Consider the following 25,212-nt stretch of genomic DNA (forward strand, 5'->3'; position numbering starts at 1 on the left):
TCAGCGCGCCAGCCACTCGGCCACGAGCTTCTGCGCATCGGCGCGCGCCTCGGGATCGGAGCCGACATGGCCGCGCTCGGGCGCCCCGGCATCCGAGCCGGCAACCTGATGCAGCGGCAGGTTCACACGATCGAAATCGTGATAGGCGCCGGGATAGATCACGATGCGGGTCAGCGCGCTGCGGCCGCGCGCACCATCGATCATCTGTCGGCATGCGGGCGGCGAATAGACGTCGTCCAGCCCGCCGATCAGCACCAATGTCGGGACGCGCGTGCTCCAGCCGAGGCCGGACGAGGCACGGCAATCCGGGTAGAACGCCACCGCCGAGCGGAAATCGGGCGAGACATGCTGGGGCAATTGCGGGCGTACCGCCCATAACAGCGCGCTCGCACCGCTGGCCCAGCCGACCAGACTGACCCGGTCGGGCATCGCCCAGGCTTGCTTGGCCAGCCATTTCTGCGCGATCACGATGTCCGCGACACGCTCGCGCCGGCCGCTGATACGACGCTCCTTGACGCGGCATTGCGGGCCCAGCCCGCGCGAGCCGTAGCTGTCCGGCAGCAGGACGGCCTTGCCGTCCCCGACCAGTTCCTCCGCCCAGTCGCGATAACGCGGCAGCACGGGCTCGGAGCGGCCGGAAAGCCCACCGCAGCCGTGCAGGGCAACGACGACCGGAAATGGGCCGGCCCCCTTCGGCCGGTAGAGCTGGGCGCGCAGCACATAGCTTCCCGAGGGAATCTCGACCGCGACGGGCGCCGGCAACGGCTCAGCCAAGGCTGAAAACGCCGTGGCGCAAAGCATTGAGACAACGATGGCGACGAGGGAGCGCATCAAACCAGCCGGGCGGGACAAGCGGCGGATATTGAAACCTAGCTAGCACGGAGTTTCGTGCAGAAGCATCACAAATCAGTGGGTTTGCGCGGGGGGACAGCGTCCCCCATCTATGCTAGGACATCATCGAAAATCGGCCTGTCGTGTGCGTGCGGCGCTCGCGGAGGGACTTCACGGCAAGGAATTGGAGATCGCGGACGTGCTCAACAAGTTTGGTCCCTCGGGCCAGGGCGAGGCGCAGGTGCAGTATCTGGATGGCGATTTCCGGGTGATCTCACCGGGAAGCTATGTGCGCTGCGCGGTCACCGATGTGCGGATTCCGCTGGACGAGCTGAAGTATTGGAGTGTCGATCTGCAGGAAGCCTACGCCGTGCCGACCGCCGTGCTGCAGCGGCATTATCCGGGCGCATTGAAGGCCAACGGCTGACCTTTACGCTTCGCTGCCAGTCGTTGCACAACCAGCGCGCGCAACGCGGCGAGATCGTCGAACTGCAGCGTGACCGGGAATGCCATGACATCGGGCGCGGCCTCATGGCCGCGGAACCGCACGAGATCTTTTTCCGTGGTCACCAGGGCAAATCCATCACGCCTCGCTTCGTTGGCGAGGGCTGCGACGTCGCCTGTCGTGAATGGGTGGTGATCCGGAAAGGCCCGCTCGCGCCTGACGTCGAGACCCGCGCCGCGAAGGGTGCGGAAGAAGCGGGCGGGATCGCCGATCCCGGCAAACGCCAGCAGCGGCCTGCCCTGCAACGCCGCAACGACCTTTGCATCGGGCTGCAACGCGGCCGAGAACACCGGCTTGCCGGCCGCCGAGACACGCGCAGCGACCAGATCGCTGGCTCGGCCGCCGCCGATCACGACCAACGCGTCGGTGCGCGCCAGTTGCGGCGGCAGCGGCGCGCGCAACGGTCCGGCGGGAAACACCTCGGCATTGCCGAGGCCGCGCGCGCCGTCGATCACGATCAGCGCGAGATCCTTGGTGATCGACGGATTCTGGAAGCCATCGTCCATCAGGATGACCGAGGCGCCCTGCGCCTTGACGAGGCCGATGCCGTCGGCGCGGTCGCGCGAGACGACGACCGGCACCCGCGCGGCCATCATCAGCGGCTCGTCACCGACATCGGCCGCCTGATGGATAGCGGGATCGACGGCCACGGGACCGTGCAGCCGGCCGCCATAGCCACGGCTCAGCACCACCGGCCGCTCGCCGAGGTCACGCAGCATGTCGGTCAGCGCCAGCACGGTCGGCGTCTTGCCGGCGCCGCCGACATGGAAATTGCCGACGCAGATCACCGGCAGGCCTGCATCGACTCCGACTTGCGCCATGCGGCGTGCGGCAATGGCACCGTAGAGTGTCGAGAGCGGGGACAGCAGACGCGATTGCCAGGAGGGCGGCCGATGCCAGAAGGCCGGCTCACGCATCGCCGGCGGCCCCCATCTCGAGCCTGACCTGCAACAGATACGGCTCGAGCGCCGACAGCGTCCGCTCCAGCGCGCCACCGAGCTGATCGACGACGCGCGTGCCTGCCGCAACCAGGCTGTTGCCGGCTGCGGGATCGGCGAGCAGCTGCCGGAGCTGCCGGATCAGCGCCTCCTGATCGTGGGCGAGCCGGGCTCCCCCGGCCTTGTCCAGCGCCTCGTAGACGTCGGTGAAATTGAACACGTGCGGGCCATGCACGATCGCCGCGCCGAGCTTGACCGCCTCGATCGGGTTCTGGCCGCCATGCTCGACCAGCGACCCGCCCATGAACACGACCGGCGCCAGCCGGTAGAACAGGCCGAGCTCACCCATGGTATCGGCGACGTAGATGTCGGTGCCGGCGAGCGGCTGGTCCTCGCGCGACCGCAAGGCGCCCTGCAGGCCGGCGCTTGCGACGAGCTCCGCGACCGCCGGGCCGCGATGCGGATGGCGCGGCACGATCACGGTGAGCAGCGACGGATAGGCCGCAGACAAGGCCTTATGGGCCGCGATCAGGATCTCGTCCTCGCCGGGATGCGTGGAGGCGGCGACGACGACCGGACGGCCGCGCGTCATCGCCGTGAGCCGATCGAGCTTCGCCGGATCGGCGGGCGGCGCCGGCACGTCGAGCTTGAGATTGCCGGTGGTGATGACGTTGCGCGCGCCGAGCGCGGAGAACCGGTCGGCATCCGCCTGCGACTGCGTCAGGAAGAGATCAAAGCGTCCCAGCAAAGCGGAGATGGTGCCGGACATGCGGCGCCAGCGCGGGAACGAGCGCGGCGACATGCGGCCGTTGATCACCACCATCGGCACCCGCCGCGAGGCACCGGCCAGGATCAGGTTGGGCCAGAGATCGGACTCGATGAACAGCCCGAGCGAGGGACGCCAATGATCGAGAAACCGCTCGACGAAGCGCGGCGTGTCATAGGGCACGTATTGGTGGATCACGTCGGGTGGGAAACGCTTGGCCACGATCGCGGCCGAGGTCACGGTGCCGGACGTGATGAGGATGCGGATGTTGAGCTCACGCAGCCGCTCGATCAGTGCCGCCGCCGCGAGCACCTCGCCGACGCTGGCGCCGTGAATCCAGACCAGCGGACCCAGCGGGCGGGTGTCGTGGCTCAGGCCGCGACGCTCGTCGGTCCGCTCCGGATCCTCCTTGCCATGCTTGAGCCGCTGCCTGATCAGGGCCGGCGCAAGCGGCGATGCCGCCGAGGACAACCCGCGGTAGACACGCAGGGCCATCGGCAGCGGGCTAGGCACTCGATGCTCCCGACGCGACCGGCGGGGGACAGGCCTCGGGACGGCCGACGATCTCATAGGCGCGGCGCATGCATTGGTTCAGCGTCGCCTCGAGGTCGAGACGCGCCTCTTCCATCATCGCGGCGTCGGCATCGCGCGGCACGTTGATTTCCTTGATTCCCACCAATGCGCCGCGGCCGAATGGCAAATTGATGGTGGTGCTGTCCCAGTTCTTCAGGCGGATGAAGCGGCTCGTGACCATTGCGAACGGCATGATCGGACGTCCTGTTTCACGCGCGAGCATGATGATGCCGAGACCCGCAATCCGCGCGCGCTTCGGCACATCGGCGGTCGATGCAACATTATAGTTGTCTTCGAGCGCCCGCACCATCTCCTTGAAAGCTCCTACTCCGCCTTTCCGGTGGAAGGAAGAGCCGTGATCGCCGGAGCCGCGGATGGTTCCGATGCCGAGCCGCTCCGCCGCGATCGCGTTGAACTCGCCGTCGCGATGGCGGGAGATCAGCACCTTGGCGCGATAGCTCGGCTTGTTCTTGATGAAGGGGGTCAGCAGATGCTGGCCGTGCCAGAACGCGAAGATCGCCGGCATCTGCGGCTCGACGATATCGTAGACCTCGGGCGGCTCATAGGTGAAGCGGTTGGTCAGCCACACCAGACGCAGGTACTCGGCGGCGAGGAACCCGACGGCGCGCTGGAACCAGCCGCTGCGCAGCGTATTGCGAACCAGATGTTTCAAGTGACGAGCTTTGCGTCTTACTTCGCGTCCTGACCGGGATCGAGCAGCCGGTGCAGGTGAACGATGAAATAGCGCATATGGGCGTTGTCGACCGTCATCTGCGCCTTGGCTCGCCAGGCGGCGTGGGCCGCCGCGTAGTTCGGATAGACACCGACGATGTCGACCTTGTCGAGATCCTTGAATTCGTTCTTGTCGAGGTTGATGAGCTCGCCGCCGATCACGAGGTGAAGGAGCTGCTGCGAGGCGCTATCTGTCATCGGTATCGTTTCCTAATCAGCGCCTTGCAGGCGAAATGGAGGGTGCGATCCAGGGGCGTCAGTCCGGCGGTAACCTGCGATACTGAGCGACGATGTCAGCATGTCGGTCGCGGCCCGCTGCCACCAGCACCCCGTGCACCACTTCCGGACGATTATAGAGGATCGCCTCGCCGGACAACGCGGTCATTTTACCACCCGCTTCCTGCACGATCAAATGAGCCGCCGCAAGGTCCCAATCGCGGCTTTGTCCGCCTGCAAAAGCGGCATCGAGCCCGCCATGCGCGACACGGCAAAGGCGCAGCGCCAGCGAGCCGATTCGCGGATGCAGCTCAATCCGCGCCGCGTCCGGAGCCAGCCGCTCAACCAGCGGTTTCGGGCCGGCCACGCGCGAGAAATCGAGCTCGCGTCCGGGTGCAGCCCGAACCGGCTGTTCGTTCAACGTGGTGCCGCTACCGCGCGCGGCGAAGAAGAACTCCTCGCTGACCGGGACATGCACGGCGGCGAGTATCGGCGCACCGTGCTCGACCAGCGCAACGCTCACGCACCAGTCGTTGCGGCCGCCGAGATAGGACCGCGTGCCGTCGATCGGATCGACGATCCAGACCCGCGATCGACCAAGTCTCGCCCGATCATCCGCGCTCTCCTCGGACAGCCAGCCGTAATCCGGCGTTGCGGATCGCAGCCTGCGTTCGAGCAGCGCATTGACCGCCATGTCGGCTTCGGAAACGGGCGACGACGCCCCCTTGGTCCATTTGCGCAGCTCCGTTCCGAACATCGAACGTGCGAGCTCGCCGGCTTCGCGCACCGCGTCTTTGAGGAGCCCGGCGTCCGCCGCCAGGCTCGTGTCGTCCGGTTTCCCGATCTCACCGTCCGCCAAGCGTCAACCCTTCGATGCGCACCGTCGGCGCATTGACGCCATAGCGGAATTCCAGATCGCTGGCGGGCGTCATCGACTTGAAGATCTCGAACAGATGCCCGGCGATCGTCACTTCGCTCACGGCATAGCCGATCTCGCCATTCTCGATCCAGAAGCCGGACGCGCCACGGCTGTAGTCGCCGGTGACGCCGTTGACGCCCGAGCCGATCAGGTCGGTGACGTAGAAGCCCTGCTTGATGTCCGAGATCAGCTCCTTGGCTGTCACGACGCCGGCTTCGAGATGCAGATTGAACGGACCGGGCGAAGGCGACGACGACACGCCGCGATGGGCATGCCCGGTCGTCACCATGCCGAGCTCGCGCGCGGTGCCCGAATCGAGGAGCCACGTCGTCAGCACGCCATCGTCGACCAGCGCGGTCTGCTTCACCTTCACGCCCTCGGCGTCGAACGGCTGCGACCGCAAGCCCCGCTTGCGCAGCGGATCATCGATGATGCGGATGCCCTTGGCGAACAGCTGCGCGCCGAGCTTGTCCTTGAGGAAGCTGGTCTTGCGCGCGATCGAGGCACCATTGATGGCGCCGACCAGATGTCCGACCAGCGAGCCGGACACGCGGGGATCGAACACCACCGGCACCTGGCACGTCGCAACCTTGCGCGGATTGGCGCGCGCCACCGCGCGTTCGCCGGCGCTGCGCCCGACGGCCGCGGGCGCCAGCAGGTCAGCGCCGTGCGGAGCCGCCGTGTAGTCGTAGTCGCGCTCCATTCCGGTGCCCTCACCGGAAATGGCGGTCGTCGAGATGCTCTGGCTCGAGCGCAGATAGGCGCCGTGAAAACCGTCGCTCGTGACCAGCACCATGCCGCCGATGCCGGTCGAGGCGGACGCACCACCGGACTTCGTCACGCCCTTCACGCCGAGCGCGGCGGCCTCCGCCTCCTGGGCACGGCGCTCCAGCTCTGCGGTCGAGGGAATCTGCGGATCGAGCAGATCGAGTTCGGGAATGTCGCGCGCCAGCAGCGCGGGATCGGCGAGGCCGACATATTGATCGTCGGGCGCCACCCGCGCCATCGCCACCGCCCGCTCGGCCAGCCGCGCGACACCGTCGCCGCTGACATCGTTGGTCGACACCACGGCCTGGCGCTTGCCGACCAGCACGCGCAGGCCGACATCGTCGCCCTCGGAGCGCTCGGATTCCTCGACACGGCCGTCACGGACCTCGACGCCTAGCGAGATGCCGCGCACCGCGATGGCGTCGGCGGCATCGGCGCCGGCCTTCCTCGCGGCTTCCACCAGCCGCTCGGCGAGCGTTCGCAGGGCGGACTGGTCGAGCAGATCTGATTGGGCGGAGGTCGACGATGAGGCTGGGGAAGAGGTCACGAACACGATCCGATCGATGTCAGGTGGGCGAAGACGGCTCAATCCAAACGAAATGTGGCCTGTTCACGCCGACTTCAAGCAGGACGGCAGACGGCACATCGGATTGTCGGCAAATCGGCAAGATCTCGTCAATCATGCGGGGCAAGCGCTTGTCAATCATGACGGTAAGAGGATCATGCGTGAGATCTGATTAACCAGGCTTGTTAAGCCGATACGGGCGATCTGCGTGGCAAGGTCACACGCATCGACCGGGAGCATAATCCCGGCGGGGAGACCAAGCCGTGAGGCGTCAAACAGCAACAGGCGGAAGCAATTCCGCTGGGTCGGGCCGCGTCCTGCGGCTCGACCCTCTTTCCCTGCCCGTCTCGTACAGCGCGCACGATACCCGTGCCGATGGCGGGATCCGGCAGATCGAACTGCACCGGGAGCGCGTGGTCCTGCGTCGTGCCGTCAGCGGCATGCGCATGGCCCTGAACCTCCGCGTCAGCGACTTCCTCGGCATCGGCGTGCGCGACATCGACGCCACGCAGGTGATGCTGGTGCTCGTCCACCGCGACCCTTCCCTGACCATCCCGCTCTGCGTCAGCGACGACCAGACCGAGATCGTTGCTGCGTGGGCGATGTGGAGCGAGACGTTCGCGCTGCCCCAGTTGCAGGACACGCGCCGCGAGGCCACGCCGCGCCGCCGCCGCCGCAACGCGATCCGCTCGCGCCGCCCGCGCTTCCTGATGCGACGCCGTGTCGGCTATCAGCTCAATCCCGCCTCGATCCATCGCGGCGAGCGCGAGATCATCGCGCGCAACTGATCAGCTTGCACGCAGCACGGCGTCGACCAGCAGTCCGGCGAACAGCAGCAGTCCGGCATCGCGGTTCGATTTGAAGATGCGCAGGCACAGCGCCGGATCGGCGATATCCAGACGCCGGATCTGCCAGCCGAGATGGGCGGCAAAGCCCGCGAGCCCGAGCCACGCCGCGACATGCACGTGGGCCGTCGCGAACGCGGCGCCAATCAGCATGACGGCCAGACCGTAGAAGATGACCAGCGCCAGATGCGTGCGCTCGGCAAACAGGCGCGCGGTCGACTTGATGCCGATCAGCGCGTCATCCTCGGCGTCCTGATGCGCGTAGATCGTGTCATAGGCGATCACCCACGCGATCGACCCGGCGTAGAGCAGCAGCGCGGTTGCATCGATGCGGCCGAACGCGACCGCAAATCCCATCAGCGCTCCCCACGAGAAGGCGAGACCCAGCACGACCTGCGGCCACCAGGTGACGCGCTTCATGAACGGATAGATCGCAACGATCAGCAGCGAGGCGATGCCGGTGGCGATCGCGAACCGGTTGAATTGCAGCAGCACCGCCAAGCCGATCAGGGCCTGGACCACCAGGAAGGCGAGCGCCTGCTTCACGCCGACCTGGCCGGCGGGAATCGGGCGCGAACGGGTGCGCTCCACCTTGGCGTCGAGATCGCGGTCGGTGATGTCGTTCCAGGTGCAGCCGGCGCCGCGCATGACGAACGCGCCGACGAAATAGAGCGCGATCCACGCCGGCAGCATGGACAGATTCCCGCCGATCCCGGCCGCGAGGGCGGCCGACCACCAGCACGGCATCAGCAGCAGCCACGATCCGATCGGGCGATCGAAGCGGGCGAGCCGCAGGTAAGGCCGGCTCCACACCGGCGCCAGCGTGTCGACCCAGTTGCCGGTCGCGTCAGCAACGCGGACGGCGGTGGTGCTCATCGGGTGAGGACGTTGCCGGTCATGGTGTCGAAGGCGGAACCGCCCTTCTTCGTCGCGTTGGCTTCAGGCAGCGCGGCCGACGAGCCCAGCACGTCGCTGAGGCTCGGAGCCGCGGGCCTTCCAGCCCCCGACTGCATCTGCGCCGCCACGGCACAGACCTTCTTTTCCAGCGCGTCGGTGTTCTTGTGACCGGCCTTCAGCTGGTCGGCGATCTGCTGGGGAATGCCGCAGCTCGCCGAATGCGCCTCGACATATTTGATCATCTTGACTTCGGCCTTGCCGAAATTCGCGATCAGCTTGCAGGCCTCGTCGGGCGAGGCCTTGCGGTCGCTCGCCGCCTTGATCAGCTTGCCGCGACGCTCGGCTTCCTCGCGCAGCGGCAGAAACTCCTTCATGCAGCTTTCGGGCGGACCGCCCTGCGGCGCAGCCCCCATCGGCGGAGGCGCAAAGCCACCGCCGCCGCCACCGAACGCGGAGCCGCCGGGGCTCGGAAACGGGCTCGACGGAGCCGCAGCCCGCATTGGCGCCGCGCCGTTGATGGGCGGAAACGGCGAGTTGCTGGTCTGGGCCTGGCCGGGCATCGGCGCGGGAAACGAGCTCTGCGCGACGACCTGCCCTGTGGAGAGCACCAGGGCGGCAATGGCGAGCGGCATGAAAGACTGGCGGACGATCAAGGCTGGTTCTCCGGTAAGACCAAGAATCCTCAACACTTCCGGATGAAAGCACGATCCGATTCGGGGCTTTTACGATTCTCGTCCGTCCAGCACAACCGCGGATTTGATCACATCCGCGGCGGAGGGACGCAGCCGGGTTCCAGACCGGCATGCAATCCCGTCCACGGACGTCAGGCCCGGGCATCGGGTTCGGTCTGCGCCCTGCACGCCCGATGAACGGAATAGCCAGTCGGCGGCGGGCGGCGACCTGCCCGCCGCGAAGGATCACGTCGCCGTGCACACCTTGCGCATCACGGTCAGGGTGTTTTCGTGATTCGCCTTCAACTGATCGGTGATCTTGGCCGGGATCCCGCAGAGCGAGGCATGCGCGACGGCGTAGTCGATCATCTTGGTCTGGGCGAGCTCGTAGTCATGCACCAGCTGACAGGCCTCGCCGGGCGCAAAGCGCCGCTCGGTCGCCGCCTTGAGCAGCTTGGCCCGGCGCGCGGTCTCGTCCCGCAGCGGGGTGAACTCCTTCAGACAGGTTTCGGGCGGGCGAAAGCCAGCCACGCCGGCGCCGCCCTGAACCGCGGGCGCCGCCCGCTGCGGCGGCGCGGCGACCGCCTTGTCGTCGGCCCGGGACGGCGCAGCGACCATCACGGCGATGGTCGCGGCAAGCGCCCAGATCGCAAGCGCCGAAGTCGAATGTCTCAAGATCAAGGCCGTTCTCCGCATCGAGGCTCACGGAATCGTCGGATGTCCGTCCCAAGGGACGACCCGCGGGATCGAAGCGGTAAAATCTGTCGACAGCACGGCCGAAAGGCGCCATCGCCAGTACCTGAGACAACACCCCGTGACGGCTCCGCCTGCTTTGCGGCCGGCGCGGGGTCCGGTAAGCAACGTCCGTCATAGCCATCGCTTCGCTCCATGCCCGCATACGACTTCACCGCCCCGCGCCTGTTCGTCGACGCCCCCCTGCAGGAGGGCGGCTCGGTCGCGCTCGACCGCAACCAGGGCAATTATCTCGGCAACGTCCTGCGCCTCGGCGCCGGCGATCACGTGCTGGTCTTCAACGGCCGCGACGGCGAATGGCGGGCCGTGATCGAGGGCCGCAAGCGCGCGGACGCCCTGACGATCCAGCAGCAGAGCCGGCCGCAGGATCACCTGCCGGACATCGCCTATGTCTTCGCGCCGCTCAAGCACGCGAGGCTGGACTACATGGTGCAGAAGGCGGTCGAGATGGGCGCCGCGCGCCTGGAGCCGGTCATCACCCGGCACACCCAGGTGTCGCGCGTGAATGGCGAGCGCATGCGCGCCAACGTGATCGAGGCCGCCGAGCAATGCGGCATCCTCAGCCTCGCCGAGGTCAGGGACCCGGTGCCGCTGGAGCGCTTCCTCGCGCAGCGGCGACCCGAGCGGCTGCTGGTGTTCTGCGATGAGGCGGCCGAGCTGGCCGATCCGCTGCAGGCGCTGCGCGGAACCAAGGCTGCGGCCGGCATCGACCTGCTGATCGGACCGGAGGGCGGTTTTGCCGAGGATGAACGGACGCTGCTGCTGCGCCAGCCGCGCGTGCTCAGGCTGGCGCTGGGTCCGCGCATCCTGCGCGCGGATACGGCCGGCGTTGCCGCCCTCGCCGTGATCCAGGCCACCCTCGGGGACTGGACCGGAGCCCGCGGTTAAGGTCTTCCGGCCAATTGTGGCGCGCCGGGGCCATTCGCAGTCGAAACCGTCAAACGGCCATGCTAAGGGGCAGCCGCCGCTCCCAGCGGGCGCCCAATCCACTTTGGAACTCGAATCGCCATGACCGGACCCGCTCCGACCGGACCCGCCGCGTGGGCGGACACGCTGCTGCAATCCTTCGCCCAGGCCGGCTATCAGCGGGCCGAGCCGGCGATCCTGCAGCCGGCCGAGCCGTTCCTGGACCTGTCCGGGGAGGACATCCGCAAGAGCCTCTACCTGACCGGCGACGCCGCCGGCGAAGAGCTCTGCCTGCGCCCCGACCTGACCATTCCCGTCGCCCGGGACTACCTCGCCTCGGCCCGCGCCGGGCAGCCGGCCGGCTTCAGCTATCTCGGTCCAGTATTCCGTTACCGCGAGGGCCGCCCGAGCGAGTTCCTGCAGGCCGGCATCGAATCGTTCGGCCGCCAGGACCGGCCCGCCGCCGATGCCGAGATGCTGGCGCTGGCGATCGAGGCGACCGCCACTGCCGGCCTTGCCGCGGTGGAGATCCGCACCGGCGACGTCGCGCTGTTCACGGCCCTCATCGACGCGCTCGACCTCTATCCGGTCTGGCGGCGGCGGCTGATCAAGGACTTCAACCGCAAGCGCACCCTGGCGCAGGACCTCGAGCGGCTGGCGATCGCCTCGGTGGCGCCGCGCAACGAGTATGAGGGCGTGCTCGCCGCTCTGGCCGGCTCCGACCGCAAGGCGGCGCTCGCCCTGGTCACCGACCTGATGTCGATTGCCGGCGCCACCGCCGTCGGCGGCCGCACGGTGGCGGAGATCGCCGACCGCTTCCTCGAGCAGTCCACCCTGAAGAGCGGCGCGCTGCCACGTGACGCGCTGGACCGTATCAAGCGCTTCCTCGCCATCAGCGGCAGCCCGACCGAGGCCGTCGAGCAGCTTCGCGCCCTCGCCGCCGATGCCAGGCTCGACATCTCGGCGGCGATCGATGCGCTGGAGGCGCGCGCCGGCTTCATGGCCCAGCGCGGCATCGACATCGCCAAGGTGCGCTTCGCCACCTCGTTCGGCCGCGGCCTCGACTACTACACCGGCTTCGAGTTCGAGCTGCACCACCCAGGCAATGGCGACGAGCCGCTGGTCGCCGGCGGCCGTTATGACGGCCTGCTGAGCCAGCTCGGCGCCGCCTCGTCGATTCCGGCCGTCGGCTTCTCGATCTGGATCGAGCGGCTGGCCCAGAGCAGCGCCGCGGGCAAGGCCGCGCGCGGGAGAGCATCATGAGCGGCCCCCTCGTCCTCGCCGTTCCCTCCAAGGGACGTCTGCAGGAGAATGCCGAAGCCTTCTTCGGACGGGCCGGGCTGAACCTGTCCAAGCCCGGCGGCGCGCGCGACTATCGCGGCACCATCGCAGGTCTCGACAATGTCGAGATCGCCTATCTCTCTGCGAGTGAGATCGCCTCGCAACTGGCGCGCGGGACCGTGCATCTCGGCGTCACCGGCGAGGATCTCGTGCGCGAGAGCATCACCGATGCCGACAAGCGCGTGCTGCTGATCGACACGCTCGGCTTCGGCGGCGCCAACGTCGTCGTCGCGGTGCCGCAGGCCTGGATCGACGTCCGCACCATGGCCGATCTCGACGACGTCACCACCGGTTTTCGCGCCCAGCACAATCGCCGCATGCGCGTCGCCACCAAGTACATCAACCTGACGCGCAGCTTCTTCGCGGCCCACGGCATCGTCGATTACCGCATCGTCGAGAGCGCCGGCGCCACCGAGGGCGCGCCCGCGGTCGGCACCGCCGAGCTGATCGTCGACATCACCAGCACCGGCTCGACGCTGGTGGCCAACGGGCTGAAGGTGCTCGACGACGGCGTGATCCTGCGCAGCCAGGCCAATCTCGTCGCCTCGCGCGACGCCGACTGGTCGGAGGGTCCGCGCGAGAGCGCCCGGATCATTCTCGACCACATCCATGCCCGCGCCCGCGCCAGCAAATACCGCGAGGTCCGCACCCGCTTCAAAGGGTGCGACGCAGCAATGCTGACCGAAGCGCACAACCGCTTCGGCGTGGTGGCGCCGTTCGGCGGCCCGACCTCGTCCGGCATGCTGACCCTGCACTGCCCGCCGGCGCAGATCTACGCGCTCGGCAGCTTTCTGCGCGCACATGGCGCCGAGACCGTCTCGGTCGCCTCGCTGGACTACGTGCTCGACCGCGAGAATCCGCTGTTTGCCCGCCTCGAGGCCTTCCTGCGATCATAAATCGCCGTTCATCGTAGCGACAGGTGAGCGCGACTACCATATGTTGGTAGGAGAACGAGGACTCTGAGCGATGCTGGGAACTGACGTGTCCGACCTGACCACGACCGCGGCCGACGCCGCGTCGCAGGGACTGTCGATCGTTATCCCCGTCTATAACGAGGGCGCGGGACTGACGGCGCTGCACGAGCGGCTGAACAATCTTGCACGCACCCTGCGTCAGCGCTTCGGTCTCGCCTGTGAGCTCGTCTATGTCGACGATGGCAGCCGCGACAACACGCTCGCGATTGCCCGCACGCTGCAGGCCGATGCGCTCGATGTGCAGGTCGTGTCGCTGTCGCGCAATTTCGGCAAGGAGGCCGCGCTGATGGCCGGCCTCGATCATGCCCGGCGCGGCGCGGTGATGTTCATGGACGGCGACGGCCAGCATCCGCCGGCCCTGATCGAGCAACTCGTCACGCACTGGATCAAGGACGGCTACGACGTCGTCTATACCGCCAAGGCGCATCGCGACAACGAGCCGTTCCTGCGCCGGGTCGCCGTTCACGGCTTCTACGCGCTCATCAACTGGGGGGCGCGGCAGAAGATTCCGGAGGATGCCGGCGACTTCCGCCTGCTGTCGCCGCGCGCGGTGGCCGCGCTGCGGCAGCTCCCTGAACGCAACCGCTTCTTCAAGGGCCTCGCGAGCTGGATCGGCTTCCGCCAAATCCGCGTCGACTATGAGCCCGCGGCGCGCGCCCACGGCGTGACGACCTTCAACCTGACGAGCCTGCTCGGCCTGTCGATTGAAGGGCTGACCTCGTTCTCGGTCGCCCCGCTGCGCTTCGCCAGCCTGCTCGGAATCCTGCTGGCCTCTGCGGCCTTCCTGTTCGGGCTCTCCATCCTCTGGGAGACCGTCGTCAGCGGCAAATCGGTGCCGGGCTATCCCTCGCTGATGGTCGGCCTGATGACGATCGGCGGCGTGCAACTGATCATGATCGGCATCATGGGCGAGTATATCGGCAAGATCCTGTCCGAGCTGAAGGCGCGTCCGATCTACTTCGTCGCCGAGCACAGCGAGAAGCGTGCAGCGCTCGATGCACGGAGCGACGGCGCCGAGAGGAACGCCGCCGAATGAGCGCGACGCCGCACCGGCGCATCTGGCTGTGCGCCGACGACTATGGCATCAGCCCCGGGGTCAACAGCGCCATCCGGGACCTGATCGCGCGCGGCCGGCTGAACGCCACCTCGGTGATGACGGTGGGCGCCGCGATCGGGCGCGACGAGGTTGCGGAGCTGACCAGGGTCGCGTCCGACAGCCCGCGTTGCGCCATCGGCCTGCACGTCACGCTGACCGCGCCGTTCCGCCCCCTCACCATGCACTTCCGCCCGTCGGAAGGCGGCATGTTCCTGCCCTTTCCCAAGCTGCTGCGCGCCGGAATGTCCCGCCGGCTCGATCCCGAGCTGATCCGCGCCGAGGTGCTGGTCCAGCTTGCGGCGTTCGGCGAGCTGTTCGGCCGCGCCCCGGATTTCGTCGACGGCCATCAGCATGCCCAGCTCTATCCGCAGGTGCGCGAGGGCTTCCTCGCCGCGGTCAAGGAAGCCGCGCCAGCGGCCTGGGTGCGTCAGGGCGGGCGGAACGTGCCGCTGATGCAGCGGCTGACGGCACCGAAGGCGCTGCTGCTGGACGTCCTGAGCGCGCAATTCCGCCGTCATGCCAAGCGGGCCGAGATCGCTTTCAATCCCGCTTTCGCCGGCGCCTATGATTTCAGCAAGACCTCGGATTTCGCCACGTTGATGGACGGCTTTCTGGACGAGCTGCCGGAGGACGGGCTGGTGATGTGCCATCCCGGCTTCGTCGACGACGTCCTGATCGAGCTCGATCCTTTGACCGTCCAGCGCGAGCACGAGCACGCCTATCTCGCCGGCGAGCATTTTCCAGCGCTGCTCGACCGCCGCCGGATGACGCTGGCCTGAACGGATCTTGCGGGCCTGCGACGAACAAAAAGCCGCTCGGCAGCGTTCCTCCTCCTGAGCCGAAGGCAGCATGGAGGTCCGAAGCGCTGCGCAAGCCCGAGAGACGCTGTGTCGCATACCGAAATTTAATCCGCGCCCCGGCTGGCCGGGCCACAAAGTCCCCCTAAATCTTGGCCGCGCTTCGCCGGAACAAGGCAAGCGGCAGGAGAACGACATGACACCGCAAGAACGCCAACTCATCGACGATCTGTTCGACCGGCTTGCCAAGTTGGAGAGTGCTCCGCGTGATCCGGAGGCCGCCGCCGCCATCGCCCAGGCGCTGCAGCGGGCTCCCAATGCCGTCTACGCGCTGGTGCAGACGGTACTGGTGCAGGACGAAGCCTTGAAGCGCGCCAATGCCCGCATCGAGGAGCTGCAGCACGCCCAGGCCCCGCAGCAGGCCCCGTCGGGCGGCTTCCTCGATTCGATGCGCGACAGCATCTTCGGCGCGAGCAGCCGCGGTTCGGTCCCCAACGTGCCGCCGCCGTCGCCAAGCCGGCCGGTCTGGAACAGCGGCCAGGCGATGCCCCCGGGCTACCAGGGCCAGCCCGGCTATCCCGGTCAGCAAGGCCCTTACGATCAGGGCGGCTTCGGCCAGCCGCGCGGCGGCATGTTCGGCGGTGGAGGCGGCTCGTTCCTCGGCACCGCGGCCGCCGCTGCGGCCGGCATGGTCGGCGGCTCGCTGCTGCTCGGCGGCATCCGCTCGATGATGGGCGGCGGACAGCATCAGGCGTTCGGTGACACCACGATCATCGAGGAGCGCGGCGGTGGTGCCAGCCCGTGGAGCGGCGACCAGTCCGGCGGCTCGCTGGCGCACGACGCCGGTCTCGACGACATCGGCCGCTCGGGCGGCGACGGCGGCCGCGCCGGCCTGTTCGACCAGGCGAACTATGACGACAGCGGCAATGACAACGACGCGGCCGATTTCGATGCCGATGACGGCTATGGCGACGACGACGGTGGCAGCGACTACGCCTGATGCACGCGGTTTGCAGCAACTGCAGAATGCGAAAGGCCGCCCCACGGGCGGCCTTTTTTCAGTTGCGGATGTCGTGCAGCGGCGGTCGTCAGAGCACGATGACCCGGGCACCGACGTTCACGCGCCCATAGAGGTCGATGACATCCTCGTTGCGCATCCGGATACAGCCTGACGAGACGTTGGTGCCGATTGTCCATGGCTCGTTCGAGCCGTGGATCCGATACAGCGACGAGCCGAGATACATCGCGCGTGCGCCGAGCGGGTTCTGCGGTCCGCCCTCCATGTGCCGCGGCAGGTCGGGCCGGCGCGCGAGCATTTCCGGCGGCGGCGTCCAGTCCGGCCATTCACGCTTGGCCGAGATCGTCTTCACGCCGGACCAGGTGAAGCCGGGCCGGCCGACGCCGATGCCATAGCGCAGCGCCCTGCCCTCGCCCTGGACCAGATAGAGGAACTTGTTCGGCGTATCGATCACGATCGTACCCGGCCGTTCTTTGCCGTCATAGTCAACGATCTGTTTCTCGTATTTCGGATCGAGCGGCCGCTGCGTCTGCTCATAGGCCTCCTCGTCCGGTACTCCCTGCTGCGGGACCATGCCAGGCGCCAGCTGCTGCGGCTCGTAATAGGACGGCTGCTGCTGATACATCGGCTGTCCCGGCGGAGGCGCGCCGCGGCCGCCTTGCGGATCCCCGAACAGGAATTCGATGAAGCCGCCACCCATGCGCGAGCGTTCGACATAGGCGGTGCGCACCGGCGCGGACTGCTGCGGCGGCCCGCTGTAGATCACGGTCGGCTGCTGAAACCCCTGGGCCGCCGCCCGATCAAGACCTGAATAGAATGCGCATGCGCCGGCCAGCAGCGCTGTGGAGAATGATTTGAACATCGACGTACTCTGTACTGTTTCGTCTGGAGACCGTTCGTCGCGCGAGGCGGCAACGCCGCCGCGTATCGTCAATAAAGAGCAAAACCCGATCGCTTTGGTAAACGCGGGAGGCGCCGGGATTCACCATCGCTGCACCGGTTGGCGGTTTTGGTAGCTAGCGTTTATTTTGCGTGAAGGCCGGCGGAGCATGGTTAATAGTTGACGCACGATGCACGCCGGCGTCGCGCGACGGCGGTTCCTGGCGTGAACGCGATGTTAAATAGCCTCTGCGTAGAACTGATCCGAGCAAAAGGTCAGGGATACTATCATGGCTGTTCGCAAGCGTTTCCGTATCGAAGAAGCAATCGTCGGCCATATGCCGGAGCCTGAATTCGTTGGCGGCGAGATCGGCCCCAACCACAAGGAAATCATGGACGAGCTCCGCGCGATCCGCTCCCAGATGGCCAATGCGATCCGCAGCGGCGGCAACAATACGGCCAACGCCGCCATCGAAGAGTCCGCCGCACGCGAGGTCGCCGAGGCGCGCGCGCTGCTCGAGACCTATCGTGCCCAGATCGAGCAGTGCGAAAAGCTCAAGGTCGAGCTCGACCTGATCCACGACGCGATCAACCGCACCAAGGGCGAGATCGCGACCCTCCATGCCAAGAGCTTCAACGGCGAGGAGATGGCCAAGGTCAACGGCGAGCTCGGCGCGGTCGTCGGCGGCACCGAGCAGGCGACGCAGCAGATCCTCGAAGCCGCGGAGGCGATCGACCAGGCCGCCAGCGCGCTGTCCAAGGTGGACTCGGCCGACCAGCAGAAGATCCTGAGCGAAGAGATCCAGGAGCGCGTGGTCTCGATCTTCGAGGCCTGCAACTTCCAGGACCTGACCGGCCAGCGCATCAACAAGGTCATGACCACGATGAAGTTCATCGAGCACCACATCGTGGTGATGATGGACATCTGGGGCGGCGTCGACGCCATCAAGGCGCATGTGCCGCCGATCGTCGACACCCGCGAGGGCGATGCCCGGCTGCTGAACGGCCCGAAGGCGGCGGGCGAGGTCGGCCACGCCTCGCAGGACGACATCGACGCGATGTTCAACTGACCTCGTCGGCCAGTCCCAGCGACCGCTCCAGGCAACGTCACCATACAGAACGCCGGCGCTGTCGCCGGCGTTTTACGTTCGACTCTCGACCTTTGCAGGGACGTTCGCCCGGATCTCAGGCGCGCGGCCCGCAGCGGACGTAGACCATCGTCTGGTAACGGGTCGCCGCATCCTTGTCGACGAAGCGGGTGATCAGCACACGGCCGTCGAAGGAGACGACCTCGCGGTCCTGCTCGCCGCCGGGCGGTCCGGCCGGGCCGATGTAGTTCTTGCCGCTGGCCGACCCCTTCAGGCGCAGTTCCTGGGGAGTCGCCTGGTCGGCCAGATGCATCACGACACCGCCGGACGTGCCTGCCCCGATGACGTAAGGCTGTTTGCACTGCGCCAGAGCCATCTTCTCGGTGCGCGCGCGGTCATTCGGATTGTTGTAGGCGGCGAGGCCCCATTTGCCCACGAGATCCTCGGGGCGGATCGTCGCCGGAACCTCGGGCTCGACCGGCGCCTCGGTCTGCATGGGGGGCGACGGCGACAGGCTGAAGCCCGTGCACGCTCCCAGAAGCATCGTGAGCGCCGACGCGATCGCGAGATTGGCAACCGGCCGCGCGCACCGTGAACTCGTCATGGCATCCCCTTAGGAACAGAATCGTGGCTGCCCCGTCCGGCAACCAAGCGCAAAACGCTCGTCAGAGCAATGACGTCGGATGACGACGCCGCTCCACTAACATGTCTGGCCCCGGACAACATCCCCCTAACAGCCTCAAGAACGGCTTAACGGCTGGCCGTTGCTTGACAGGAACAGCCGCAAGCCATATTTCCCCGAGCGGTCTTTAGCACTCGGAGGGCGCGATTGCTAAGGCTGCGAGCCAGTTGGCGCCAAGTGGGCGTCAAATGTGGTCGCATTCAGATTTCCTCCGACAGCAACACTTATCCAAGCACCCCAAAAGGGATCCGTCATGGCCAAATCGAAGTTTCGTCCCCTGCACGACCGCGTCGTGGTTAAGCGCATCGACGCCGAAGAGAAGACCAAGGGCGGCATCATCATTCCCGACAGCGCCAAGGAAAAGCCCTCGCAGGGCGAAGTCGTCGCCGTCGGCCCCGGCGGCCGCGACGAGAGCGGCAAGCTGATCCCGATCGACGTCAAGGTCGGCGACCGCGTGCTGTTCGGCAAGTGGTCCGGCACCGAGGTCAAGCTGGACGGCGAGGAGCTCCTGATCATGAAGGAGTCCGACATCATGGGCGTCGTCGCCTGATCCCGACCTGTCGGGGGCGGCGATCAGCCGCCCCGGGCGAAAATGCTCTGCAACCTCGTTCCAGCGACAGACGGGCGATCACGCCCCTCGCCGTCGAGGTCTACTCCAGGAGAATTTTGAAATGGCAGCCAAGGACGTCAAATTCGCCGGCGACGCACGCGACCGCATGCTGCGCGGCGTCGACATTCTCGCCAACGCCGTCAAGGTGACGCTCGGCCCGAAGGGCCGCAATGTCGTCATCGAGAAGAGCTTCGGCGCTCCGCGCATCACCAAGGACGGCGTCACCGTCGCCAAGGAGATCGAGCTGGAGGACAAGTTCGAGAACATGGGCGCGCAGATGCTGCGCGAGGTCGCCTCCAAGACCAACGACACCGCCGGTGACGGCACCACCACCGCGACCGTGCTGGCCCAGGCCATCGTGCGCGAGGGCGCCAAGGCCGTTGCCGCCGGCATGAACCCGATGGACCTCAAGCGCGGCATCGACATCGCGGTGGCCGCCGTGATCAAGGACATCGAGAAGCGCGCCAAGCCGGTCGCTGCGTCCTCCGAGGTCGCCCAGGTCGGCACCATCTCCGCCAATGGCGACGCCGCGATCGGCAAGATGATCGCCCAGGCGATGCAGAAGGTCGGCAACGAGGGCGTCATCACGGTCGAGGAGAACAAGTCGCTCGACACCGAGGTGGACATCGTCGAAGGCATGAAGTTCGACCGCGGCTATCTCTCGCCCTACTTCGTCACCAATGCCGAGAAGATGACCGCCGAGCTCGACGACGTCTACGTGCTGCTGCACGAGAAGAAGCTGTCGGGCCTGCAGGCCATGCTGCCGGTGCTCGAAGCCGTGGTGCAGTCGGGCCGTCCGCTCCTGATCATCGCCGAGGACGTCGAGGGCGAGGCGCTCGCCACGCTGGTCGTCAACCGCCTGCGCGGCGGCCTCAAGGTCGCGGCCGTCAAGGCGCCGGGCTTCGGTGACCGCCGCAAGGCCATGCTCGAGGACATCGCGATCCTGACCGGCGGTCAGCTGATCTCGGAAGATCTCGGCATGAAGCTCGAGAACGTCACGGTGAAGATGCTCGGCCGCGCCAAGAAGGTCGTGATCGACAAGGAGAACACCACGATCGTCAACGGTGCCGGCAAGAAGGCCGATATCGAGGCACGCGTCGGCCAGATCAAGGCGCAGATCGAGGAGACCACCTCGGACTACGACCGTGAGAAGCTGCAGGAGCGTCTCGCCAAGCTCGCGGGCGGCGTCGCGGTGATCCGCGTCGGCGGCGCGACCGAGATCGAGGTCAAGGAGAAGAAGGACCGCGTCGAGGACGCCCTCAACGCGACCCGCGCTGCGGTGCAGGAAGGCATCGTCCCCGGCGGCGGCGTGGCGCTGCTGCGCGCCAAGAAGGCGGTCGGCCGCATCACTAACGCCAACTCGGACGTCCAGGCCGGCATCAACATCGTGCTGAAGGCGCTCGAGGCTCCGATTCGCCAGATCTCCGAGAACGCCGGCGTCGAAGGCTCGATCGTGGTCGGCAAGATCCTGGACGAGAAGTCCGAGACCTTCGGCTTCGACGCGCAGACCGAGGACTATGTCGATATGGTTGCCAAGGGCATCATCGACCCGGCCAAGGTGGTCCGCACCGCGCTGCAGGACGCCTCGTCGGTCGCCGGTCTCCTGGTCACCACCGAGGCCATGGTCGCCGAGCTGCCGAAGGATGCGGCTCCCGCGATGCCGGCCGGCGGCGGCATGGGTGGCATGGGCGGCATGGGCTTCTGAGCCCTGTTTTCGACATCTCACATTCAGGAAGGCCGCCTCCGGGCGGCCTTCTTTTTGGCCGAGTGTCCGCGCCGGGGGTGCAGCGACCGCAAATCGGCGCTACAGCTTAAGGCCGATTCTGCCCCCACAAGGATTTTCAGATGCGCGCGATTTTGCTTGCGCTGGCCGTGATTGTAGCGGCCGCGCCGGAACTCGGTTGGGCCCAGAGCAAGAGCGGGACCAAGGCCCCCGCCAACGAGACGCGGTATTTCACCGCGATCGACGGTCTGATGGACGGCAATGCCGACGTGATCCTGAAGGAGACGCGCCAGGGCAAGACCGTCACCGCCGCAACGCTCGACGTCTGCTATCCCGTCGCAAAGAATTCGGATCGCAAGGACCGCTTCGTGGTCAGCCTCACGGTCAACGGCCAGACCTTGACCGGCGCGACCCAGAGCAACGGCGCCAAGGAGCCGGTCACGGTGAAGCTGAACCGCAAGCCGACCGGCGACACGTTCGAGTTCCGCGGCCAGATCACGATCGGCAAGAGCGTCACCGAGGTGGCGTCGACCGACAACTCCGACGTCAGCGAGAAGGAGTTCCAGGAGAGCCAGTCGAGCGACGACGGCATCAGCGCCCAGCCGAAGGACTTCACCGACGTGTCGCCCGAGGCGGTCTCGGTCCGGCTCAAGCTCGACGCCATGACCGACTTCCTCAAGAGCCTGAAGGGCGAGAACGTCGAAGTTTCGCTGTCGAGCCTGATCGTGAGCTGCGATGCCTTGCGCGCGGGCGAGCAGACCATCAGCATGACGGTCGACCCCGACCGCGCCGGCGCGTTGATCGCGAAGGCGCGGGCCATGAACGGCGTGGTGACGGCCGGCTGGACCGCCGGCACCGTCGAGATGGACCGCACCATCCGCTTCGCGGCCGCCGACTGGCGCGACGGCGACAAGATCAACAAGGACAAGCTGGCTGGCGCGATCTCCGACGTCCTGGCCAGGACCTACAATGCCAAGCCGACGAGCGCGGCGTGGAATCCGGTCAGCGGCAAGCTGAAGCTGACGTTGAAGCGGCCGAGCCAGCTGATGCCGGCCCTGGAGCTCACCGACGTCATCGAGGTCACCGGCCTCGTCTCGGCGGACAAGCCGGGCGGCGCGGACGCGCTGATGCTGTGGATCAGCAGCCCGACCACGACGACGATCGACGAGAGCTCCGCCGCCAAGCTGATCCTGTCGGACGAATCATCCGGCGACGAGGAGGGCGACACCCGTGACGATGGCGGCGCTATCGACGAGCTGGCGAAGGCCTTCAAGGCCAAGCGCTGGGACGCGGACAACTCGGTCTGGAAGTGAAAGAGCGGCGGGCGCGCAGTCGACCGATGCGCGCCCCCTTTCTTCAATTGGCACGGCGCATATGGCAACCCGTTGTGCGCTCACGTCTCTCTCCAGGTCGTCATGGCCGGGCTTGTCCCGGCCATCCACGCCGATCGGCATCTGGGACGGACGTGGATGCCCGGGCCTTCGCCGCGCCGAAGCGGCTTCGGCCGCGCAGGCGGGACGAGCCCGGGCATGACGGAGTAACTGACCAGCAGGGTTGCTGGTCTCAGCAGCTTTTCATCTTCATAGGCGACCGCCCTGCCTCAGTTCGTATTGAGTCGGAAGCGCAGCGTCTTCGGCCCGATGAAGATGATCAGGTCGCCCTGACGCTTCCAGTTGGTCGCCGCGCTCAGCGCCGCGATCAGTTCGTCGTCGGCCTGGGCGCGCGCCGCCGGGCAGTTGCGGTCCTCGATCTTGCTGGCGATGAACACAATGGTGTTGCCGGCAACTGAGAACTGGCCCTTGCCGCCCTTGCACCACAGCTCCAGCACGGTGTCACCGTTATCGCCGATGTCGAGATCCGGCACCCGCTTCGAGCCGGGCTGCGGCAGCGCATCGAGCGTCATCTCCATGCCGAAGGGAAATTCCTCCGCCGAGGCGGCGGCGAGCGCCAGCCCCGACATCGACAACGCCACCGTCGCCACGGCGCAGCCACGCTTCAACACTTGCATCGTTCCCCTTCACACCAGTCACGCGCAGGGCTCGCCTTCCAGGCGATGGCCGTGACCACCGCCAGCACGGCTCCCGCACAAATGTGTTCCAAACATAGCAAGCCCCGCGCCGCAGCTGCGGCGCGGGGCTTTTGTCGCAGACGGTGTTGCTACTTCAGCACCATCGCCGTGAACGGATAGACATAGGCCTGCAAGGTGACGAACAGGCCGACAAGACAGGCCAGCACGATCGAATGCAGGAAGACGTAGCGCAGGATCGAGCTCTCGTGGCCGTACCAGTTGGTGGCGGTCGAGGCGACGACGATCGACTGCGCATCGATCATCTTGCCCATGACACCACCGGAGGAGTTGGCGGCTGCCATCAGGACAGGGGACAGGCCGAGCTGCTCGGAGGTGATCTTCTGCAGGTTTCCGAACAGCACGTTCGAGGCCGTATCCGATCCCGTCAGCGCCACGCCCAACCAGCCGAGCAAGGTGCCGAAGAACGGATAGAGCACGCCTGTCGCGGCGAAGGCCAGACCGAGCGTGGCATCGACGCCGGACAGCCGGGTCAGCGTGCCGATCGCCAGCATCGCCGAGATCGTGATCAGCGAGATCGCGCAGAGACGGATGGTGCGGCCATATTCCGCGATCAGCTTGCCCGGTCCGACACCCATCAGGAAGCCGGAGATGATCGCGGCGATCAGCATGCCGGTGCCGGTGAAGGTCAAGTAGGTGAACGAGAACACCGCGCCTTCCGGCGTCGGCTTCGCAGCCACCGGCGGCATCTTGTTGATCAGCTTGTCGAGCTCGGGCACCGGATAGTTCCAGGTGAAGATCGAGTTCGCCCAGGCCTTGAAGGCGCCGTTGCCCCAGATCAGCATGATGATGCAGACGATGATCCAGGGCAGCAGCGCGCCCCAGAGCTCGGCTTGCGTCAGCGGCGTGCGGTCCAGCGGCTTCGCCGCCGTCATCGTGGCGGCCGATTCGTCACGCCCGCGCAACGCCGGCGACAGCCACAGCTGCCTCGGCTGCCAGACCTTCAGGAACAGGATCAGCGCGCCCATCGAGATCAGCGAGGCGCCGATGTCGACGATCCACGGGTTGACGTAGTTCGAGATCAGGAATTGCGGCACCGCGAACGAGACGGCGGTGACCAGGATCGCCGGCCACACGTCCTTCATGCCCTTCCAGCCCGCGAACGCCCAGATCACCCAGAACGGCACGATCAGCGAGAACACCGGCAGCTGCCGGCCGACCATGGCGCCGAGAATGTAGGGGTCGAGACCGGTGACCGAGGCGAGGCCCTGGATCGGCGTGCCCAGCGCGCCATAGGCGACCGGGGCGGTGTTGGCGATCAGCGACAGGCCGGAGGCCGCGAGCGGCGAGAAGCCGAGGCCGATCAGCACGGCACCGGTGATCGCCACCGGGGTTCCGAAGCCGGATGCGCCCTCGAAGAACGCGCCGAACGAGAAGGCGACCAGCAGCAGTTGCAGGCGCCGATCTTCCGTGACGCCGCCGATGGCGCGCTTCAGAAGCTCGAACCGTCCAGTGGAGACCGTGACCTGATAGAGGAAGATGACGTTCAGGACGATCCAGCCGATCGGAAAGAACCCGGTGATGACGCCCAGAAACGTCGCGCGCAGCGACATGTTGGCGGGCATCGTGAACACGAAGATCGTGATCAGGTTGGTCAGGATCACGGCGATGATCGCCGCGATGTGTGCCTTGACCTTGCCACTGGCGATCAGCACCAGCAGCGTCACTACCGGGACGGCGGCGGCCAGCGTCGACAGCGCCGGGCTCCCCAACGGGTCGTAGATTTGATTCCACATCGTGACTTCTCCCCCCACGTTCTTGTCATTGGACCCCGTCCGGCGGGACGGATCAGGTCTGCTCGCCAGGCCCCCAAGCCTGGCAAAGGTCGGAAAGGCGATCACAAAACCGGCAACGCCCAACTCTGCTCAAATTCTCGCGAAATCTGGCGGCGGTCGCAGTCCCTCTCCCCTGCCCCATGCTACGGTTTGTCACACGCGACCGACAAGCCGGCGGCCCCCCGCCAGATTACGACTTTAGTCTAGGCAGGTGGCGACACCAGCGATTTTCTCGTTTTTCGTCAGCCTGTTAAGACC

26 protein-coding genes are annotated in these 25,212 nt (G+C 66.8%); 12 read left to right on the forward strand and 14 right to left on the reverse strand.

Features of this window, described 5'->3' with window-relative positions; translation table 11 throughout:
- Nucleotides 1-831, reverse strand: coding sequence for a dienelactone hydrolase family protein (locus ACQR10_RS27975; RefSeq protein WP_315801920.1), 831 nt, complete (start codon nt 829-831; stop codon nt 1-3).
- 199 nt (nt 832-1,030) lie between these two features.
- On the opposite strand from ACQR10_RS27975, the gene ACQR10_RS27980 reads away from it, so the two are divergent.
- A complete protein-coding gene (locus ACQR10_RS27980; RefSeq protein WP_315801919.1) occupies nt 1,031-1,258 on the forward strand; it encodes a DUF2093 domain-containing protein in 228 nt (75 codons plus the stop codon).
- Here ACQR10_RS27980 and lpxK read toward each other — a convergent pair.
- From lpxK to ACQR10_RS28010, 6 genes are read right to left on the reverse strand one after another with little or no spacing between them, the layout of a single operon-like run.
- Nucleotides 1,228-2,253, reverse strand: coding sequence for a tetraacyldisaccharide 4'-kinase (gene lpxK, locus ACQR10_RS27985; protein ID WP_315801918.1), 1,026 nt, complete (start codon nt 2,251-2,253; stop codon nt 1,228-1,230). The two genes, ACQR10_RS27980 and lpxK, sit on opposite strands and share 31 nt — an antisense overlap.
- On the reverse strand, nt 2,246-3,553 hold the full coding sequence (locus tag ACQR10_RS27990) for a 3-deoxy-D-manno-octulosonic acid transferase (protein WP_315801917.1): 1,308 nt from the start codon (nt 3,551-3,553) through the stop codon (nt 2,246-2,248). The genes lpxK and ACQR10_RS27990 overlap by 8 nt, the downstream gene beginning before the upstream one ends.
- Complete coding sequence (locus tag ACQR10_RS27995) at nt 3,546-4,286, reverse strand: lysophospholipid acyltransferase family protein (protein ID WP_315801916.1); 741 nt, start codon at nt 4,284-4,286, stop codon at nt 3,546-3,548. The genes ACQR10_RS27990 and ACQR10_RS27995 overlap by 8 nt, the downstream gene beginning before the upstream one ends.
- Before the next feature lie 17 nt (nt 4,287-4,303).
- Nucleotides 4,304-4,543 carry a DUF4170 domain-containing protein gene (locus ACQR10_RS28000; protein WP_009031572.1) on the reverse strand — a complete coding sequence of 80 codons (240 nt, stop codon included), beginning with the start codon at nt 4,541-4,543 and terminating at the stop codon, nt 4,304-4,306.
- A gap of 58 nt (nt 4,544-4,601) precedes the next feature.
- Nucleotides 4,602-5,348 carry a 3'(2'),5'-bisphosphate nucleotidase CysQ gene (locus ACQR10_RS28005; RefSeq protein ID WP_315802166.1) on the reverse strand — a complete coding sequence of 249 codons (747 nt, stop codon included), beginning with the start codon at nt 5,346-5,348 and terminating at the stop codon, nt 4,602-4,604.
- Nucleotides 5,349-5,406: 58 nt separating this feature from the next.
- Nucleotides 5,407-6,795, reverse strand: coding sequence for a TldD/PmbA family protein (locus ACQR10_RS28010; RefSeq protein WP_409997907.1), 1,389 nt, complete (start codon nt 6,793-6,795; stop codon nt 5,407-5,409).
- Between the two features lie 281 nt (nt 6,796-7,076).
- Here ACQR10_RS28010 and ACQR10_RS28015 point away from each other — a divergent pair, with 281 nt between their 5' ends.
- Nucleotides 7,077-7,601 (forward strand): DUF6101 family protein, encoded by a 525-nt coding sequence (locus tag ACQR10_RS28015; protein WP_315801914.1) that lies wholly within the window; start codon nt 7,077-7,079, stop codon nt 7,599-7,601.
- Here the strand turns inward: ACQR10_RS28015 and ubiA are convergent, their stop codons facing one another.
- From ubiA to ACQR10_RS28030, 3 genes are all read right to left on the reverse strand, one after another.
- Complete coding sequence (gene ubiA, locus ACQR10_RS28020; RefSeq protein ID WP_315801913.1) at nt 7,602-8,534, reverse strand: 4-hydroxybenzoate octaprenyltransferase; 933 nt, start codon at nt 8,532-8,534, stop codon at nt 7,602-7,604.
- Entirely contained in the window at nt 8,531-9,205 is a 675-nt protein-coding gene (locus tag ACQR10_RS28025; protein ID WP_409997909.1) for a hypothetical protein, read from the reverse strand. Before ACQR10_RS28025 ends, ubiA begins: the two co-directional genes overlap by 4 nt.
- 267 nt (nt 9,206-9,472) lie before the next feature.
- A complete protein-coding gene (locus tag ACQR10_RS28030) occupies nt 9,473-9,907 on the reverse strand; it encodes a hypothetical protein (protein ID WP_316217131.1) in 435 nt (144 codons plus the stop codon).
- A gap of 207 nt (nt 9,908-10,114) precedes the next feature.
- On the opposite strand from ACQR10_RS28030, the gene ACQR10_RS28035 reads away from it, so the two are divergent.
- From ACQR10_RS28035 to ACQR10_RS28060, 6 genes are all read left to right on the forward strand, one after another.
- Nucleotides 10,115-10,867 (forward strand): 16S rRNA (uracil(1498)-N(3))-methyltransferase, encoded by a 753-nt coding sequence (locus ACQR10_RS28035; protein ID WP_316217132.1) that lies wholly within the window; start codon nt 10,115-10,117, stop codon nt 10,865-10,867.
- 120 nt (nt 10,868-10,987) lie between these two features.
- Entirely contained in the window at nt 10,988-12,148 is a 1,161-nt protein-coding gene (locus tag ACQR10_RS28040) for an ATP phosphoribosyltransferase regulatory subunit (protein ID WP_316179474.1), read from the forward strand.
- A complete protein-coding gene (hisG, locus tag ACQR10_RS28045; RefSeq protein ID WP_315801909.1) occupies nt 12,145-13,122 on the forward strand; it encodes an ATP phosphoribosyltransferase in 978 nt (325 codons plus the stop codon). The genes ACQR10_RS28040 and hisG overlap by 4 nt, the downstream gene beginning before the upstream one ends.
- 70 nt (nt 13,123-13,192) lie before the next feature.
- Nucleotides 13,193-14,236 (forward strand): glycosyltransferase family 2 protein, encoded by a 1,044-nt coding sequence (locus ACQR10_RS28050; protein WP_315801908.1) that lies wholly within the window; start codon nt 13,193-13,195, stop codon nt 14,234-14,236.
- Complete coding sequence (locus ACQR10_RS28055) at nt 14,233-15,075, forward strand: ChbG/HpnK family deacetylase (protein WP_316217133.1); 843 nt, start codon at nt 14,233-14,235, stop codon at nt 15,073-15,075. The genes ACQR10_RS28050 and ACQR10_RS28055 overlap by 4 nt, the downstream gene beginning before the upstream one ends.
- 214 nt (nt 15,076-15,289) lie before the next feature.
- Entirely contained in the window at nt 15,290-16,093 is an 804-nt protein-coding gene (locus ACQR10_RS28060; protein WP_316217134.1) for a DUF2076 domain-containing protein, read from the forward strand.
- An 88-nt stretch (nt 16,094-16,181) separates the two neighbouring features.
- On the opposite strand, the gene ACQR10_RS28065 is transcribed toward ACQR10_RS28060, so the two are convergent.
- Nucleotides 16,182-16,973: a L,D-transpeptidase gene (locus ACQR10_RS28065; protein WP_315801905.1), complete on the reverse strand. Its 792-nt coding sequence runs from the start codon at nt 16,971-16,973 to the stop codon at nt 16,182-16,184.
- Between the two features lie 307 nt (nt 16,974-17,280).
- Here ACQR10_RS28065 and ACQR10_RS28070 point away from each other — a divergent pair, with 307 nt between their 5' ends.
- Nucleotides 17,281-18,060 (forward strand): protein phosphatase CheZ, encoded by a 780-nt coding sequence (locus tag ACQR10_RS28070; protein WP_316217135.1) that lies wholly within the window; start codon nt 17,281-17,283, stop codon nt 18,058-18,060.
- A 115-nt stretch (nt 18,061-18,175) separates the two neighbouring features.
- Here the strand turns inward: ACQR10_RS28070 and ACQR10_RS28075 are convergent, their stop codons facing one another.
- Entirely contained in the window at nt 18,176-18,682 is a 507-nt protein-coding gene (locus ACQR10_RS28075) for a hypothetical protein (protein WP_316217136.1), read from the reverse strand.
- 331 nt (nt 18,683-19,013) lie between these two features.
- Here ACQR10_RS28075 and groES point away from each other — a divergent pair, with 331 nt between their 5' ends.
- The 3 genes from groES (at nt 19,014) to ACQR10_RS28090 (ending at nt 22,406) form a co-directional block, all read left to right on the forward strand.
- Nucleotides 19,014-19,310 carry a co-chaperone GroES gene (gene groES, locus ACQR10_RS28080; protein WP_008961387.1) on the forward strand — a complete coding sequence of 99 codons (297 nt, stop codon included), beginning with the start codon at nt 19,014-19,016 and terminating at the stop codon, nt 19,308-19,310.
- 121 nt (nt 19,311-19,431) lie between these two features.
- Nucleotides 19,432-21,075, forward strand: a complete 1,644-nt coding sequence (gene groL, locus ACQR10_RS28085; protein WP_315801902.1) for a chaperonin GroEL — start codon at nt 19,432-19,434, stop codon at nt 21,073-21,075.
- Nucleotides 21,076-21,215: 140 nt separating this feature from the next.
- On the forward strand, nt 21,216-22,406 hold the full coding sequence (locus tag ACQR10_RS28090; protein WP_315801901.1) for a hypothetical protein: 1,191 nt from the start codon (nt 21,216-21,218) through the stop codon (nt 22,404-22,406).
- 287 nt (nt 22,407-22,693) lie between these two features.
- On the opposite strand, the gene ACQR10_RS28095 is transcribed toward ACQR10_RS28090, so the two are convergent.
- Nucleotides 22,694-23,101 (reverse strand): hypothetical protein, encoded by a 408-nt coding sequence (locus tag ACQR10_RS28095; RefSeq protein WP_315801900.1) that lies wholly within the window; start codon nt 23,099-23,101, stop codon nt 22,694-22,696.
- Between the two features lie 149 nt (nt 23,102-23,250).
- Nucleotides 23,251-24,915 (reverse strand): L-lactate permease, encoded by a 1,665-nt coding sequence (locus ACQR10_RS28100; protein WP_316217137.1) that lies wholly within the window; start codon nt 24,913-24,915, stop codon nt 23,251-23,253.
- Between the last annotated feature and the right edge of the window lie 297 nt (nt 24,916-25,212).

The organism is Bradyrhizobium sp. HKCCYLRH2060 (assembly GCF_051168135.1).
In the GTDB taxonomy this organism is placed as follows: Bacteria; Pseudomonadota; Alphaproteobacteria; order Rhizobiales; family Xanthobacteraceae; genus Bradyrhizobium.